Below are 16,800 nucleotides of genomic sequence, written 5' to 3'. Positions count from 1 at the left end.
AACGGCTCGTTACCTTAGCCCTGGCTTTAGAACCAAGTAATAAGATAATGCAGCAAGCGTCGTCTCATCTAATCTTCGAGTTAAACTTGCCCACCCGCGCCTGCAATGGCGTCACCTGCCGGTATTTCTTCATGACGGTGGTAAAATGGCTCTGGCTTGAAAACCCGGCCAGATTGGCGATATCGGCGATCGCCATGCGGCTGTCGGCAAGCAGCCTTTCGGCGAAGTCCAGCCGCAGATCGAGGACGTACTGATGCGGCGGCATCCCGAACGTCCTGGAGAAGGCCCGCATGAAGTGATAGGGTGAAAGCCCGCAAACCGCAGCCATCTCGGCAAGCGCCAGCTTGCGCGTAAAGTTCTCATAGAGGAATTCCTGCACACGGCGGGCGCTGCGGGCCGAAAGCCCGCCTTTTACGTTCAGCGCCGGTTGTCGCATCGCCGCTTCGGCCTTTGAAGCAAAGCTATTGACTGCCGCGCACTGCATGTCCGTGGACGATCCCCGCTTCCAAATGCTGAAGCACCAAAGCGCACCTGATGATGACTCGCGCCAAGGATGGGCACAGTCACGACCCGCGTATTTTGGAAAATACCGGAACCTTTGTAGGAAATTCCGGTCTTTTGAAATCTGGTCGACGAGTGTGGCCACGTTGCCATATCAGCGCTTTCAGGTCTTGACTGGAGCATAGCCGGTCGGCGTCCTTCCTCTGTACTTCTTCATGGTGGCGGCCAGATGACTCTGATCCGAAAACCCGGCGAGGTAGGCGACTTCGGCAATTGCGAGCTCGCCGTCGACGAGCAGCCTTTCCGCCAAGTCCAGGCGCAGATTGATCAGGTAGCGATGCGGCGGCATCCCGAACGTCCTGGCGAACCTTGCGATGAAATGGTTGGGTGAAACCCCCGCGACGGAAGCGAGTTCAGCGACCATGACTTTTCGCACAAAGTTCTCGTCGAGATATTCGCGCACGCGCCGAGCGCCAACGGCGGAGAGCCCGCCTTTGGGCGTCAAGGCCTGCTTGCTGCGGCCCGTGTAGGTGCGCAGCAGATGCACGCCGAACACCGTCAGCAGCGAGTCCAGATAAAGTTCGTTCGGAGGCAGCGTCCCTGTCAGCTCGGCAGTGATCATCCGGGCTATATCGAGAGCCCTCAGATCAACCGTGCCGAACGCAGGCGGTTCGAGCTCTGTATCGGTGACATCGAACTCGTGAGCAGCCAGTTCCGACAGCGCTTCTGGCGATATGGAAATGACGGCGTTTTCCCTGGTTTGCGACCAGGCAAGCGTGCTGTCGACGCCCGCGGGATTGATGACCAGGCATCCGACCGGAGCATCATATTCGGTGATCCTGTCACTGCCGAGCGAGGCTCTGAATTTGCGTCCCGGCCTCAGCACAATTCCCGTGGAATGCTCCCTGGCCAGGAATGTCTGCGACCCAGGACCGCGGACGGAATGGATGACGCTGCCGCGCGCCGTAGCGCGTCTGGGGCCGGCACTTTCCGGAATGATGTCCAGGACATATCGGGCTGTCCGATCGACGCCCCGGGAAACGCCGCTTTCCCGAGCCTCGTCCGCATTTTTCATTCGCCTTGCCTCAGCCGCCGCCTGAAATCCCCCTAGCCCCTCGTTGCCCAAAACCACAGTAACGCACAAGCCGCTGATAGGAAAGAACATCCGTACTCACACAAAAACTTGTGTTCGGACAAAAAGAAAAAATATCGCCAACGAAGCAAGGCGGTGAGCATACTTTTTTGCCCGGATGGTGAGCGCGTTTGGCTCGTCGGATTCGGTATGAACCGGCCACGCATTTTCGCGCTATTTATCGAGTGCTGATACTGCGGCACTGTCCGGCGTCGGCATATCTATGGCCTGGTTTCTGCGTTTGAAATTCGCCGCAGCACGGAATCGGCGGGGTCGCGGCAGGCTTTTACAAATCGCCGCGACGTTTTTCGTACAGATCCCAGGTGAGTTCCACAAAAGCCAAGAGAACATCGTCCTGGTTCCAGCCGGCAGCGACCGCAGCCTGGACGATTTCACGGACGAAAGGCCGCAACTGGCCCTGGCATTGAGCCGATATGTCGCCGCCCTCCATCGGAGGCCCCCCGAAGTTGAACGTCATCATTTGGCGCCTCCCGTCGCCTGCGATCAAAGTGTTACATCGCTAATTTCATTCCTCCTGATATACAATATATGTGGCACCAAAGTACAGGAAGCCCGGGGATCAAAGCAGCAAAGAACGATGCCGGACCACGCCGGCTCTATGCTTTCCCTCGGGTCATGTTGGCTTTCCCAGGCGGGATTCCAGGGAAATTACATCGGCTCAATCCTGCTGGAACAGACACCTTCAGCCGAAGCGCTGACCCGACCGCGACCGCCTTCCGCCGAAGGCGCGTCCGCATTGCCTTCTGCGACCGCTCGCTGGATAGTCCCGGCAATGTTCGAGACTGTTGCGACTCACTGGACCCAAATCCTGGCGATCATCTCGGTGGTGATGGCGACCGTCGGCATCGCCCACGCCGTCATGACCAAGGAGGATGTGCGGGCCGCCACCGGCTGGGTCGGCGTGATGGTGCTGTCACCGATCCTTGGCGTGCTGATCTATGCCGTGGCCGGCATCAACCGCATCCGCCGCGCCACGATCACCGCGCAGCGCCCGCTTGCCGGCGATGCGATGTCCGCCAAGCATGAACGCGACATCACCGCCGAGGAAGCCCTGATCGTCGAGCGCTACGGTCAGCGCTTCACCGGCCTGCGGACGTTGGGCGACAGGGTGGCGCGGCGCGCGCTCAACCCGGGCAATACCATCGACGTGCTGGAGACCGGCGACGAGGCCTATGCCGCCATGTGCGCGGCGATCGACGGGGCCGAACGCAGTGTCCTGCTCGAAACCTATATTTTCGACAATGATGCCGTCGGCCTGCTTTTCGTCGAATCGCTGGCCGGCGCTGTCGGGCGCGGAGTCACCGTTCGGGTCTTGATCGACGCCGTCGGCGCCCGTTACTCCGTCCCCAGCATCCTCGGCCATCTGCGCCGCGCCAACATCCCAGCCGATGTCTTCAACGGCAACATCGTCATGGGCTTGCGCCTGCCCTACGCCAACCTGAGAACCCACCGGAAAATCCTGGTGGTCGACGGCACCGTCGCCTTTACCGGCGGCATGAACATCCGCAAGGGTTTTTCCGCCGAGTTTGCAGGCTCCAACAGTGCCAGGGACACGCATTTCAAGGTCACCGGACCTGTCGTCGCCGACCTGTTCTCGGTCGCTGCCGAAGACTGGCGTTTCTCCACCAACGAAGCGCTGAAGGGCGATGCCTGGCGAATTGCCCCGCTGTCGCCGGCAGCCGGCCAGCCGATGCTGGTACGGGCGGTCGCATCCGGGCCGGATGCCAGCAATGAGACCAACCACAAACTGCTGATCGGCGCCTTCTCGATCGCGCGCAAGTCGATCCGCCTGATGTCGCCCTATTTCCTGCCGGACCGGGAACTGATCAGCGCCTTGATCACCGCCGCCCGGCGCGGCGTCGAGATCGATGTCGTGGTGCCCGCGGTCAACAATCTCTTCCTCGTCGACCGCGCCATGACCGCGCAATTCGACCAGATCCTCAAGAACTATTGCCGCATATGGCGAACGGAGGGGCCATTCGACCATTCCAAGCTGCTTTCGATCGACGGCGTGTGGGCCTATGTCGGCTCGTCCAACCTCGACGCCCGATCGCTGCGGTTGAATTTCGAGATCGATCTGGAGGTCCTCGACGCAGGCTTTGCTCGTGAGATCGAAGCCCGGATTGGATCAGCAATCGAAACGGCTATCCCTGTCACGCTGGACGCCTTGCGGGCCCGGCCGTTCATCATCCGGCTGTTCGACCGTATCCTGTGGCTGGGATCGCCCTATCTCTAGATGGGTTCTCACCCTATCTCTAGAACAGGCGCCATCTTTAACAAAACGACGTGTTTGACGGATAGTTTGATGTCAACCATGGAACATAAGCGCAAAGACTCTATTTGAGGTGCATGGTGAGACCAGCAGGCATGGCAGGCACACGGTGCGGATGAACGAACGCAGCCTCCCCGCAACCATGCTTTTGTCCATTCGCGACAGGCGGATGCAGAAGGCAAACGCCGCTGCACACAAGGCGACCGCTACCACCGGAACGCTGGTCGCTTCCTACAACGTCCACAAATGCATCGGCGTCGACCGCAAGTTCGATCCCGAGCGGACCAGCCGCGTCATCCGTGAAATCGATCCGGACGTCATCGCCCTGCAAGAAGCGGACAACCGCTTCGGCGACCGTGACGGACTTCTCGACTTGCCCCGCCTCGAGCGGGAAACCGGCCTGGTGCCAGTGCCGATTTCCGCCACCGGCAAGGGCCATGGCTGGCACGGCAATGTCCTCCTGTTCAAGAAGGGCGTCGTCCGCGACGTGCATCAGATCAGGCTTCCCGGCCTGGAACCCCGCGGCGCGGTGGTGGCGGAGATCGACCTCGACGGAAACCGGACCTTGCGCGTCATCGCCGCTCATCTCGGTCTGCTGCGCCATTCGCGCTCGCAACAGGCCCGCGTCGTGCTGGACATCATGAGCAGCGCCGACGAGAAGCCGACGCTCCTGCTTGGCGACCTCAACGAATGGCGGCTCGGCAACCGCTCGGCGCTCAATACGCTGCATGCGACGTTTGGGCCGCAGCCGCCAGCAGTCCCCACCTTCCCCTCAAACCTGCCGCTCCTGGCGCTCGACAGGATCATGACCAACCGACACGGCATGATCACAGCGGTGGAAGCGCATGATACGCCGCTTTCGCGCGTTGCCTCCGACCATCTGCCGCTGACGGCCTTCGTTCGCTTGTAGCGCCGTCGCCCCGGCCGCTGATGGCCGGATCAAACACGACGGCCGTGAAAAGCTTACCAAAGCGTATTGGAACGCTAAGCCATTCCGCGAGTTGATGTAACTTAAGGAGGACGAAAACATGAAGAAGTTATTCTTGGCTTCCATGGTGGCATTGGCCGCCACAGCCGCAGTCATTGCGCCCACACAAGCCGCAAGCGTGATCATCCAATCCGACGACAACAACCAGTATTCACCGGACGACCAATCCGACAATGGCCAGATCGTCGTTCGCCGCCATCACCGGCATAATTACGACAACCAGTATGGCGACGACCAGAACGTGCAATACGACGACAACAACAATGGCGAGTATCGACGTCACCACCGGCACCATAACTGCCACATCGAGATCATCAAGCACTGGCGCCACCATCACAAGGTGATCGAGCAGGTCCGCGTCTGCGGCTGAACCCGCATCCTGTCTTTGCAGCAAGACGACATGATCCGCTTCCGACAGGAAGCGATTCATGGCGCCAAGCGATGATGCGGCACAGCCACGCCCTTTAAACGGACGTGGCCATGCCGCATTGCACAATTTCTCCGCCTTGCCCACAATGCCGGCATGGTCCGATCCTCCCTAGCCGTCCTGGTGATCGACGAAAATCGCATCCGCGCCTCGATCATCGAGGCCGGCCTGCGTGAGGCCGGCCATCAGCGGGTCACGGTCATCCATGACGTGACCGGCATTGCCCGGCGGATCGCCGAGATCGAACCCGACGTTATCGTCATCGATCTCGAAAATCCCAACCGCGATATGCTCGAAAACATGTTCCAGCTGTCGCGCGCCGTAAAGCGCCCGATCGCCATGTTCGTCGACCGCTCCGACCAGGCCTCGATCGAGGCGGCGGTCGATGCCGGCGTCTCGGCCTATGTCGTCGACGGGCTCAGGCAAGAGCGCGTCAAGCCGATCCTCGACATGGCGGTGAGCCGCTTCAATGCCTTCTCGCGCATGGCGCGCGAGTTGGAAGAGGCGCGCAGCGAGCTCGAGAGCCGCAAGGTCATCGATCGCGCCAAGGGCATTCTTATGAAGTCGCGCGGCCTCTCCGAAGAGGCCGCCTACGCGCTGCTGCGCAAGACGGCGATGAACCAGAACCGCAAGATCAGCGACATCGCCCAGAGCCTGGTGACCGCCGCCGGGCTGCTCGGACCAGCGGAGGACGAATGAGCATGGGCGCCGAGCACCAGATCACTGCCGGCTTCATGCCGCTTTTCGACAGCGCCGTGCTGGTCGCCGCAAGCGAGTTGGGCTTTGCCGCACGCGAAGGCATTGACCTGACGCTGCACCGCGAGACGTCGTGGGCCAACATCCGCGACCGCATCGCCATTGGCCACTTCGATCTCGCGCATATGCTGGGACCCATGCCGCTCGCCTGCAATCTCGGGCTGACGCCGCTCGCTTCCGAAACCATCGTGCCGTTCTCGCTTGGGCTTGGCGGCAATTGCGTCACCATCTCCAACGCCGTCTGGGCCGGGATAGTGGCGCATGGCGCTGAAGCCGATCTCGATCCGGCGCGCGCCGGGGTGGCACTTGGCGCATTCATCCGTGAGCGGGTGCAAGCTGGCCGCGAGCCGCTGCGCTTTGCCGTCGTGCATCCGCATTCCGGCACAATTACGAACTGCGCTACTGGCTCGCCGCCTGCGGTATCGATCCCGACCGCGAAATCGAGATCGTCATCGTGCCACCGCCCTTCATGGCCGACGCGCTGGCCACCGGGCGCATCGACGGCTACTGCGTCGGCGAGCCCTGGAACAGCGCTGCGGTCGCCGCCGGCACCGGCCATATCGTCACCGTCAAGGCGCTGTTGTGGAAGAACAGCCCCGAGAAGGTGATCGGCGTACGCAAGGCCTGGGCGGACGAGAATCCCGAGGCTCTGGCGGCACTGCTGCGCGCGCTGCATCATTCGGCCCGCTGGTGCCAGGATCCTGCCAACCGCGCCGAATTGGCCGCGGTGATGGCGCAGCCCGGCTTCCTCGGTCTGCCGCCCGCGGTGCAGATGCCGATCCTGACCGGCCATCTAGGGCTGGGCGGAGGAGCAGAACGGACCATCGACGATTTCTTCCTGCCCTTCGACAAGGCGGCGAACTTTCCGTGGAAGAGCCATGCGCTGTGGTTCTACACGCAGATGGTGCGCTGGGGGCATGTCGCGCACACGCCTGAAAACCTCGCCATTGCACGCGAATGCTATCGGCCCGACCTCTACCGCTCGGCGCTGAAGCCACTCGGCGTGGCGCTACCCGGCGCCAATTCGAAGGTCGAGGGCGCGCTCAAGGTCGCCACCGCGGTCGGCGCGACCGGGGCCGGCCTGGTGCTTGGTCCGGACGGTTTCTTCGACGGTCAGATCTTCGATCCCGACGAGATCGACGCCTACATCGCGCGCCAGAAATCGGCCCACGCGGAAGCCTGATCATTTCAGCGCCATTCTTGTGCATTGCACAAAAATTGTGCGTACGGCGACTCTAATGAACAATCTTTGGCCCGTTCACCATAGTGCCCGGCACGCCGTCGACGGGCACGCGTCGCTGATTTCATTTATGTTTTTCCTTTCTCCGCAAACTGGCACGGTTCCTGCTTTGAAATAATCAGGCCCTTCGTGGGTCACAGGCGTCCAATGACGGGCGCCACAGGCAAAGCTGCCGCTCAGGTCAAAACGCGCTCCCGGTCTCTCGGGCGCGAAGACCTGGCCGGCGGCTTTTTTGTTTTGGAATCGCGTTCAACCGGAGACGACGATGAAGAAGACGATGAAGAATTGGATCGGGACGGGAACATCCCTCAAGGATGTGACGCGTCGCGATTTTCTGGTCAGCAGCGCCATGACGGCAGGCCTGTTCGTGGCGGCCCGCAAGCTTTTCCCCTCCGGCGCCTATGCCGCCACCGCCGCGCCGGAAGTCACCGGCGCCAAGCTCGGCTTCATCGCGCTCACCGATGCCGCGCCCCTGATGATCGCCAAGGAGAAAGGCCTGTTCGCCAAATTCGGCATGCCCGATGTCGAGGTGCTGAAGCAGGCCTCCTGGGGCGCGACGCGCGACAATCTGATGCTCGGCGGTGCGGCCAACGGCATCGATGGCGCCCACATACTGACGCCGCTGCCTTACCTGATGCACACCGGCAAGGTGACGCAGAACAACCAGCCGATGCCGATGGCGATCGTGGCGCGGCTCAACTACGACTGCCAGGGCATTTCAGTCGCGCAGGAATATGCCGGCACTGGTGTCGGCCTCGACGCCTCCAAGCTGAAGGATGCCTTCGCCGCCAAGAAGGCGGCCGGCAAGGACCTCAAGGCCGCCATGACCTTCCCGGGCGGCACGCACGACCTCTGGCTGCGCTACTGGCTGGCCGCCGGCGGCATCGATCCCGACAAGGACGTCTCGACCATCGTCGTGCCGCCGCCGCAGATGGTGGCCAATATGAAGGTCGGCAACATGGACGTGTTCTGCGTCGGCGAGCCGTGGAACGAGCAGCTCGTCCACCAGGGCGTCGGCTTCACCGCCGCCACGACAGGCGAATTGTGGAAGGGCCATCCGGAAAAGGCGCTCGGCCTGCGTGCCGAGTTCATCGAAAAATACCCGAACGCCACCAAGGCGATCCTGATGGCCGTCATGGAAGCCCAGCAATGGTGCGAGGCCAAGGAGAACAAGGACGAGATGGCCGCCATCATCGGCAAGCGGCAATGGATGAATGTGCCGGTCGCCGACATCATCGGCCGCCTCAAAGGCGACATCAACTACGGCAATGGCCGCGTCGCCAACGGCACCGACCTCTACATGAAGTTCTGGAAGGGCGGCGTCTCCTACCCCTTCAAGAGCCACGACAGTTGGTTCCTCGCCGAAAACATCCGTTGGGGTAAGTTCGCGCCGACCACCGACATCAAGACCCTGGTCGACCAGGTCAACCGCGAGGATCTGTGGCGCGAAGCCGCCAAGGACCTCGGCGTGGCTGCCGCCGACATCCCGGCTTCTTCCTCGCGCGGTGTCGAGACCTTCTTCGACGGCAAGATCTTCGATCCGGCCAACCCGTCCGCCTATCTCGACAGCCTGAAGATCAAGGCATCGGCGTAGTCGGCGCAAACGGCGCAATGCGCCGTTTGTCCCCCCAAGCGCATGCGGCGTCACCGCCGCTTGTCGCCAGTGCCCCCACGGAGTTTTTCCCAGACATGTCGATCCAGACTATCGAGGATACCAAGGTGAAGGCATTCCCCGCCAAGCCGGCCGAAATCATCGCGTTCACCGCCAGGGCGCGGCGCCGTTTCGATCCGCTCGCGATCGCCGGCAAGCTGGCGAGCACGCTGGTGCCGCCCATCATCGTCATCGCCCTGATGCTCGTCGTCTGGCAGGTCGCCTGCTCGTCGCCCACATCGAGCCTGCCGCCACCAAGCCAGGTGTGGAACGAGGCCTACGACCTGATCGCGCATCCGTTCTTCAACAATGGCCCGCAGGATATCGGCCTGGCCTGGCGGGTGCTGATCTCGCTGCAGCGCGTCGCCATCGGCTTTGGCCTGGCGGCGATCGTCGGCGTCGCGCTCGGCGCGCTGGTCGGCCAGTCGATCTGGGCGATGCGCGGCCTCGATCCGGTATTCCAGATCCTGCGCACGGTGCCGCCGCTGGCCTGGCTGCCGTTATCGCTGGCGGCATTCCGCGATTCCAGCCCGTCGGCGCTGTTCGTCATCTTCATCACCTCGATCTGGCCGATCATCATCAACACCGCCGTCGGCGTGCGCAACATTCCGCAGGACTATCGCAACGTCGCCCGCATCCTGCGGCTCAACCAGCTCGAGTTCTTCGTCAAGATCATGGTGCCGGCCGCAGCGCCCTACATCTTCACCGGTCTGCGCATCGGCATCGGCCTGTCCTGGCTCGCCATCGTTGCCGCCGAAATGCTGACCGGCGGCGTCGGCATCGGCTTTTTCATCTGGGACGCGTGGAACTCGTCGCGGCTGCCCGACATCATCGTCGCGCTCGCCTATATCGGCGTCACCGGCTTCTGCCTCGACCGCATGGTCGCGGCGGTCGGCGCCTTCGTCACCCGCGGCACAACGGCAAAGTGAGGAAAGCGCCATGACGGCCTATCTGAAACTCGACCATATCGACAAATCCTTCGCTCGGGGCGGCCAGGTCAGCGAGGTGCTGAGGGATATCAGGCTGACCATCGACAAGGGCGAATTCGTCTCCATCATCGGCCATTCCGGTTGCGGCAAGTCGACCTTGCTCAATCTGATCGCCGGGCTGACCAAAGTGTCCGCCGGTGCCGTGCTGCTCGAGGACAAGGAAGTCGACAGCCCCGGCCCGGAACGCGCCGTGGTGTTCCAGAACCACTCGCTGCTGCCATGGTTGACCGTCTATGAAAACATCAACCTTGCGGTGTCGAAAGTCTTCGGCCGCTCTAAGACCAAGGCCGAGCGGCATGACTGGATCATGCGCAATCTCGACCTCGTGCAGATGGCGCACGCCAGGGACAAGCGGCCGGCCGAGATTTCGGGCGGCATGAAGCAGCGCGTCGGCATCGCTCGGGCGCTCGCCATGGAACCGAAGATCCTGCTGCTCGACGAGCCGTTCGGCGCGCTCGACGCGCTGACGCGCGCCCATCTGCAGGACGCGGTGATGGACATCCATTCCAGGCTCGGCTCGACGACGATCATGATCACGCACGATGTCGACGAGGCGGTGCTGCTCTCTGACCGCATCGTCATGATGACCAACGGCCCGGCGGCGACCATCGGCGAAGTGCTTCCCGTGCCGCTGGCGCGGCCGCGTCGGCGCGTCGAACTCTCTTCCGACCGCACCTTCCTGCGCTGCCGCGAGGCGGTGCTGAAGTTCCTCTACGAACGCCACCGCTTCGTCGAAGCCGCGGAGTAACGCCATGACCGAAAAACTCGTCATCATCGGCAACGGCATGGCGCCCGGTCGGATGCTGGAGCACCTCCTGGAGCAGGCGCCGGGCCGCTACGCCGTCACCATCTTCAACGCCGAGCCGCGCGTCAATTACGACCGCATCATGCTGTCGCCGGTGCTGTCCGGCGAAAAGGCCTATGAGGAAATCATCATCCACGGCGACGGCTGGTACATCGCCAACAACATCACCCTCTACAAGGGCCACAAGATCGTTGCCATCGACCGGGCGGCGAAGACCGTCACCTCCGATCACGGCGTCACCGAGCCCTACGACAAGCTCGTCATCGCCACCGGCTCGGTGCCGTTCATCATTCCGGTGCCGGGCCACAATCTGCCGGGCGTGCTGACCTATCGCGACCTCGACGATGTCCAGGCGATGATGCTGGCTGCCCAGTCGCGCGCCAAGGCCGTGGTCATCGGCGGCGGCCTGCTGGGACTGGAGGCGGCTGCAGGCCTCAACGCGCAAGGCATGGACGTCACCGTGCTGCATGTCATGCCTACGCTGATGGAGCGCCAGCTCGATCCTGCCGCCGGCTATCTCTTGCAGCGCGCGGTCGAACAACGCGGCATCAAGGTCATCACCAAGGCCAACACGCAAGCGATCACAGGCAACGGCAAGGTCGAGCAGGTGGAACTCGCCGACGGCACCATCATCCCGGCGACGCTGGTGGTCATGGCCGTCGGCATAAGGCCGAATTCGGCGCTGGCTAAGGAAGCGGGCATCGCTGTTAACAGAGGCATCGTCGTCGACGCAGGCATGCGCAGCAATGATCCCGACATCTACGCGCTCGGCGAATGCGCCGAGGTCAACGGCATGGTCTACGGGCTGGTCGCGCCGCTCTACGAGATGGCGCGCGTCGCCGCCCACCAGCTTGCCGGCAACGAGGCGGCCGCCTTCGTCCATATGGACACGCCGACCAAGCTCAAGGTCACCGGCATCGACCTGTTCTCGCTCGGCGACTTCGCCGAGGGCGAGGACCGCCAGGAGATCGTGCTGCGCGATGCGGCGGCCGGCGTCTACAAGCGCCTGGTGCTGAAGGACGATCGCATCATCGGCACCGTGCTCTATGGCGAGACAGCGGACGGCGCCTGGTTCAACGACCTGAAGAAGAAGCAGACCGATATTTCGCAAATGCGCGACACGTTGATCTTCGGCCAGTCCTACCAGGGGGGTGCCCCGCTGGACCCTATGGCGGCCGTTGCAGCCTTGCCGGATGATGCGGAAATCTGCGGCTGCAACGGCGTCTGCAAGGGCAAGATCACCGGCGCGATCACGGCCAAGGGCCTGACCTCGCTCGACGATGTGCGCGCCCACACCAAGGCGTCAGCCTCCTGCGGTTCCTGCACCGGGCTGGTCGAAAAACTGATGGTGCTGACCATCGGCGACAAATACAATCCTGCCGCCGTCCAGCCCATGTGCGGCTGCACGACGCTCGGGCATGACGAGGTGCGCCGGCTGATCATCGCCAAGCGCCTGAAGACCATTCCCGCCGTCATGCAGGAGCTGGAATGGACGACCTCCTGCGGCTGCGCCAAATGTCGGCCGGCGCTCAACTATTATCTCGTCTGCGACTGGCCGGACGACTACGCCGACGACTACCAGTCGCGCTTCATCAACGAGCGGGTGCATGCCAACATCCAGAAGGACGGCACCTATTCGGTGGTGCCGCGCATGTGGGGCGGCGTGACCAACGCCGCCGAACTGCGCGCCATCGCCGATGTCGTCGACAAGTTCGATATCCCGATGGTCAAGGTCACCGGCGGCCAGCGCATCGACATGCTGGGCATCCGCAAGGAGGATCTGCCGGCGGTGTGGGCCGATCTCGGCCAGGCCGGCTTCGTCTCCGGCCATGCCTACGCCAAGGGCCTGCGCACGGTGAAGACCTGCGTCGGTTCGGACTGGTGCCGCTTCGGCACGCAGGATTCGACGGGGCTGGGCATCCGCATCGAGAAATTCATGTGGGGTTCCTGGACCCGGCCAAGGTCAAGATGGCGGTGTCCGGCTGTCCGCGCAACTGCGCCGAGGCGACCTGCAAGGATGTCGGCGTCATCTGCGTCGACAGTGGCTACGAGATCCACTTTGCCGGGGCAGCGGGCCTCGACATCAAGGGCACCGAAGTGCTCGGCATGGTCAGGACCGAGGACGAGGCGCTGGAGCACATCGTGGCGCTGACGCAGATGTACCGCGAGCAGGGCCGCTATCTCGAACGCATCTACAAATGGGCCAAGCGCATCGGCATCCCCGAGATCAAGCGCCAGATCATGGACGATACGAGCAAGCGCAAGGCCTACTACGAGCGCTTCGTCTTCAGCCAGAAATTCGCCCAGGTCGACCCATGGTCGGAACGCGTGTCCGGCAAGGACAAGCACGAATTCCGGCCAATGGCTTCGGTCGGGTTTGCCGAGGCGGCGGAGTGATGGAGACGTTTGCGCGAGGCACCCCCCTCTGGCCTGCCGGCCATCTCCCCCTCAAGGGGGGAGATCAGCCGTCATCAAAGGTTTCGCCAATCTCCAACGTTGCAAGATGGGCAGCAAAATCAAAGCTGCCAATCTCCCCCCTTGAGGGGGAGATGTCCGGCAGGACAGAGGGGGGTGCCTTGGCGCATTCCTATCAAGCAAAGGCAGCTCAATGAACTGGATCGCCATCGGCACCCTCTCCGACATCCCTCGCCGTGGCGCGCGCTGCGTCGCCACGCCGCAAGGCAAGGTCGCTGTCTTCCGCACCCAGGACGATCAGGTCTATGCCATCGACGACCACTGCCCGCACAAGGGCGGGCCGCTCAGCCAGGGCATCGTCCACGGCACGGCGGTGACCTGTCCCCTGCACAATTGGGTGATCTCGCTGGAGACAGGCAAGGCGCTCGGCGCCGACGAGGGCGTGGTGCGCACCATCCCGGTCAAGATCGAGGGCGAGCGCCTGTTCCTGGCGCTGGAAGCGCTGGCCAGCCGCGCCGCCTGACCATGGAGATTGACGCAGCACGCGAGGTGAGGACCACCTGCCCCTATTGTGGGGTGGGCTGCGGCGTGCTGGCGAAGGTCGCCGCGGACGGGCAAGTGTCCGTCCGCGGCGACCCCGATCATCCCGCCAATTTCGGCCGGCTCTGCTCCAAGGGCTCGGCACTGGCCGAGACCATCGATCTCGACGGCAGGCTGCTCTATCCCGATATCCACGGCCGCCGCGCCGGCTGGGACGAAGCGCTCGATCTCGTCGCATCGACCTTCTCGCAAACCATCGCCGAGCATGGGCCGGATGCCGTCGCTTTCTATGTCTCGGGCCAGTTGCTGACCGAGGATTATTACCTCGCCAACAAGCTGATGAAAGGCTTCATCGGCTCGGCCAACATCGACACCAATTCGCGCCTCTGCATGGCCTCGTCCGTCGCCGGCCACCGCCGCGCTTTCGGCTCCGACACGGTGCCGGGAACCTACGAGGATATGGAACTCGCCGATCTTATCGTGCTGGTCGGCTCCAACCTCGCCTGGTGCCATCCCGTGCTCTACCAGCGCATCGCCGCCGCCCGGGAAAAGCGGCCGGAGATGAAGATCGTGCTCATCGACCCGCGCCGCACCATGACATCGGACGTCGCCGACATGCATCTGGCGATCGCGCCGGATGGCGACGTCGCTTTGTTCACCGGCCTGCTCGCCTGGCTCGGCCAGCACAACGCGCTCGACCGCTCCTACATCACCGCGCACACGACCGGCTTCGGCCAAGCCCTTTTCGCCGCCTCGGCGCTCGACCTTGCCGGCGTCGCCGCGGCCACTGGGCTGAGCGAAGACGAGCTTGGCCGCTTCTACAGCCTGTTTGCCGCCACCGCGAAGACGGTGACCGTCTACAGCCAGGGCGTGAACCAGTCGTCATCCGGCACCGACAAGGTCAATGCCATCATCAACTGCCATCTCGCCACCGGCCGCATCGGCAAACCGGGAGCCGGCCCGTTCTCGGTGACCGGCCAGCCCAACGCCATGGGCGGCCGCGAGGTTGGCGGCATGGCCAACATGCTGGCCGCCCATATGGAGATCGAAAACCCCGAACATCGCGACCGCGTGCGGCGCTTCTGGAACGTGCCGGCCGTTGCCGAAAAGCCTGGCCTGAAAGCGGTCGAGATGTTTCAAGGCGTCGCCGACGGGCGCATCAAGGCGCTGTGGATCATGGCCACCAACCCGGTCGATTCGATGCCGGACGCCGACGCCGTCGAAGCGGCGATCAAGGCCTGTCCGTTCGTCGTGGTCTCGGACGTGCTGGCCAGCACCGACACGATCCGCCATGCCCATGTCCGGCTGCCCGCCGCCGCCTGGGGCGAGAAGGACGGCACCGTCACCAATTCGGAGCGCCGCGTCTCGCGCCAGCGGTCGTTTTTGGCGGCACCCGGCGAGGCGAGGCCGGACTGGTGGATCATCGCGGAGGTGGCGCGGCGGATGGGGTTCGGCGAGGCGTTTGCGCATGAGACGCCGGCGGCGATTTTTGGCGAGCATGCTGCGCTGTCGGGGTTCGAGAATGATGGCGCGCGTGATTTCGATATTGGTGCGTATGCCAGTGTCGATGATGAGACCTACGCAGGCCTTGAGTCTTTCCAATGGCCAGCGCCGAACCCAGCCACCCCCCTCTGGCCTGCCGGCCATCTCCCCCGCAAGGAGGGAGATCGGCTGTTGTCTCGGCCTTCGCCAACCCCCAACGTTGAAAGTGGGGAGCCGGCGTCGAAGCTGCTGATCTCCCCCCTTGCGGGGGAGATGTCCGGCAGGACAGAGGGGGGTGTTCAAGCTCGCCCCCCCACCACCCGCTTCTTCGCCAACGGCAATTTCTACACCCCCGACCGCAAGGCCCGCTTCATCGCCATCCGCGCCACCACGGAAAGCCGCACCACCCCCGATTTCCCGCTCATCCTCAACACCGGCCGGATCCGCGACCACTGGCACACCATGACGCGGACCGGCAAAAGCCCGCGTCTGTCCCAGCACATCGCCGAGCCCTTTGTCGAAATCCATCCCGTGGACGCGCAGCATCACGGCATCGGTGACGCCGACATCGTGCGTATCTCCAGCCCGCGCGGTGACGTGCTGGTCCGTGCCCTGATCACGCCCCGCCAGCGCCGGGGCAGCGTCTTCGCGCCGATGCATTGGACCGATCAGTTCGCGGCAAAAGGCCGGCTCGACGCACTGACCGCACCGCTCATCGATCCAGTCTCAGGCCAGCCGGCGCTGAAGCATGTCGCGGCCCGCATCGAGAAATTTGCCGCCAAGGTCTTTGGTTTTGCCGTGACGCGGCAACGTCCCGAAGCGATCACCGCCGATTATTGGGCATCAGCCCGCTGCAAGGGCGGCTGGCGGGTCGAGCTTGCCTTTGCCGACGACGCTGCCGACTGGACAGCCTTCGCCGGTTCGCTCTTCGATGCCTCCTCGGCCGAAATGCTCGCCTATCATGACCGCGATGCCGGCCAGCATCGCATTGCCGCCTTCGACGGCGAGCGCCTTGTCGGCGCCTTGTTCGTTGCGCCCGGCCCGGTCGCGGTGTCGCGTGGCTGGGCGGCTGGACAACTCGAAGAGGTCCACGCCAGCCAGCGCGAACGCTTCCGGATCGTCGCCGGCCGCGCCGGTGCCGAACGGCCCGATGCCGGCGCGACCGTCTGTTCCTGTTTCAGCATCGGGGCCAACCAGATCATCGCGGCCGTGACAGCCGGCTGCACCACCGTCGAAGCCATCGGCGGCGCGCTGAAGGCCGGCACCAATTGCGGCTCCTGCCGATCCGAGATCCGCGCCATCATCCAGGCCAGCCGCGTTCAGGCGGCCGAGTGAACAGCGCCCTTCCTTAGCTGACGAAATAGCGCTGCCATTCGAAGTCGGTGATGTGCGACGCCTGCCAGGCATCGAACGCTGCCTGCTCGGCCCGACGGCTTTCGGCGTAATTGTCGCGGAAGGCTTCACCAAACGCCTCGGCGCAGAAATCGGATGCCGCGAACGCCACAGGCTGACATGCTGATGTGCGCCGCAGGCGCTTTCCTTGCCCGGCGGCTGGAAGCGCGTCATGATTGTCCCGACATC

At 63.5% G+C, this 16,800-nt stretch carries 13 protein-coding genes and 2 pseudogenes; 11 read left to right on the top strand and 4 right to left on the bottom strand.

The genetic code is table 11. The features are described from left to right. Positions 1–64: 64 nt before the first annotated feature. The 3 genes from AC0V7N_RS12950 to AC0V7N_RS12940 form a co-directional block, all read right to left on the bottom strand. Positions 65–646 carry an AraC family transcriptional regulator gene (locus tag AC0V7N_RS12950; RefSeq protein ID WP_475458012.1) on the bottom strand — a complete coding sequence of 194 codons (582 nt, stop codon included), beginning with the start codon at positions 644–646 and terminating at the stop codon, positions 65–67. Between the two features lie 18 nt (positions 647–664). After that, on the bottom strand, positions 665–1,666 hold the full coding sequence (locus AC0V7N_RS12945) for a helix-turn-helix domain-containing protein (RefSeq protein ID WP_475458010.1): 1,002 nt from the start codon (positions 1,664–1,666) through the stop codon (positions 665–667). 253 nt (positions 1,667–1,919) lie between these two features. Next, positions 1,920–2,114: a hypothetical protein gene (locus tag AC0V7N_RS12940; protein ID WP_475458008.1), complete on the bottom strand. Its 195-nt coding sequence runs from the start codon at positions 2,112–2,114 to the stop codon at positions 1,920–1,922. 312 nt (positions 2,115–2,426) lie between these two features. Between AC0V7N_RS12940 and AC0V7N_RS12935 the strand changes: the two genes are divergently transcribed. From AC0V7N_RS12935 to AC0V7N_RS12885, 11 genes and pseudogenes are all read left to right on the top strand, one after another. Beyond that, on the top strand, positions 2,427–3,890 hold the full coding sequence (locus tag AC0V7N_RS12935) for a phospholipase D-like domain-containing protein (RefSeq protein WP_475458006.1): 1,464 nt from the start codon (positions 2,427–2,429) through the stop codon (positions 3,888–3,890). A gap of 145 nt (positions 3,891–4,035) precedes the next feature. Beyond that, positions 4,036–4,836, top strand: a complete 801-nt coding sequence (locus AC0V7N_RS12930) for an endonuclease/exonuclease/phosphatase family protein (protein WP_496627875.1) — start codon at positions 4,036–4,038, stop codon at positions 4,834–4,836. Positions 4,837–4,954: 118 nt separating this feature from the next. Next, on the top strand, positions 4,955–5,284 hold the full coding sequence (locus tag AC0V7N_RS12925) for a hypothetical protein (RefSeq protein WP_475458002.1): 330 nt from the start codon (positions 4,955–4,957) through the stop codon (positions 5,282–5,284). 153 nt (positions 5,285–5,437) lie between these two features. Further along, on the top strand, positions 5,438–6,040 hold the full coding sequence (locus AC0V7N_RS12920) for an ANTAR domain-containing response regulator (protein ID WP_475457999.1): 603 nt from the start codon (positions 5,438–5,440) through the stop codon (positions 6,038–6,040). 2 nt (positions 6,041–6,042) lie between these two features. Continuing rightward, positions 6,043–7,280 (top strand): annotated as a pseudogene (locus AC0V7N_RS12915) (CmpA/NrtA family ABC transporter substrate-binding protein). Positions 7,281–7,602: 322 nt separating this feature from the next. Beyond that, positions 7,603–8,931, top strand: coding sequence for an ABC transporter substrate-binding protein (locus AC0V7N_RS12910; RefSeq protein WP_496627874.1), 1,329 nt, complete (start codon positions 7,603–7,605; stop codon positions 8,929–8,931). Positions 8,932–9,026: 95 nt separating this feature from the next. Then, positions 9,027–9,917 (top strand): nitrate ABC transporter permease, encoded by an 891-nt coding sequence (gene ntrB / locus AC0V7N_RS12905; protein ID WP_475457997.1) that lies wholly within the window; start codon positions 9,027–9,029, stop codon positions 9,915–9,917. A gap of 10 nt (positions 9,918–9,927) precedes the next feature. Beyond that, positions 9,928–10,725, top strand: a complete 798-nt coding sequence (locus AC0V7N_RS12900; protein ID WP_475457994.1) for an ABC transporter ATP-binding protein — start codon at positions 9,928–9,930, stop codon at positions 10,723–10,725. Positions 10,726–10,729: 4 nt separating this feature from the next. Further along, a pseudogene (nirB, locus tag AC0V7N_RS12895) lies at positions 10,730–13,179 on the top strand (nitrite reductase large subunit NirB). A 211-nt stretch (positions 13,180–13,390) separates the two neighbouring features. Then, a complete protein-coding gene (gene nirD, locus AC0V7N_RS12890) occupies positions 13,391–13,720 on the top strand; it encodes a nitrite reductase small subunit NirD (RefSeq protein ID WP_475457988.1) in 330 nt (109 codons plus the stop codon). Positions 13,721–13,722: 2 nt separating this feature from the next. After that, positions 13,723–16,554 (top strand): nitrate reductase, encoded by a 2,832-nt coding sequence (locus tag AC0V7N_RS12885; protein WP_475457985.1) that lies wholly within the window; start codon positions 13,723–13,725, stop codon positions 16,552–16,554. A 13-nt stretch (positions 16,555–16,567) separates the two neighbouring features. On the opposite strand, the gene AC0V7N_RS12880 is transcribed toward AC0V7N_RS12885, so the two are convergent. Then, the gene (locus tag AC0V7N_RS12880; protein WP_475457983.1) at positions 16,568–16,723 is read right to left on the bottom strand and encodes a hypothetical protein; all 156 of its coding nucleotides are present in this window, start codon (positions 16,721–16,723) and stop codon (positions 16,568–16,570) included. Positions 16,724–16,800 lie beyond the last annotated feature (77 nt).

The sequence above is a fragment of the Mesorhizobium kamtschaticum genome, from assembly GCF_056174585.1.
Note: the sequence above shows the minus strand (reverse complement) of the source record. Positions and strands in the feature narration are given on the sequence as shown.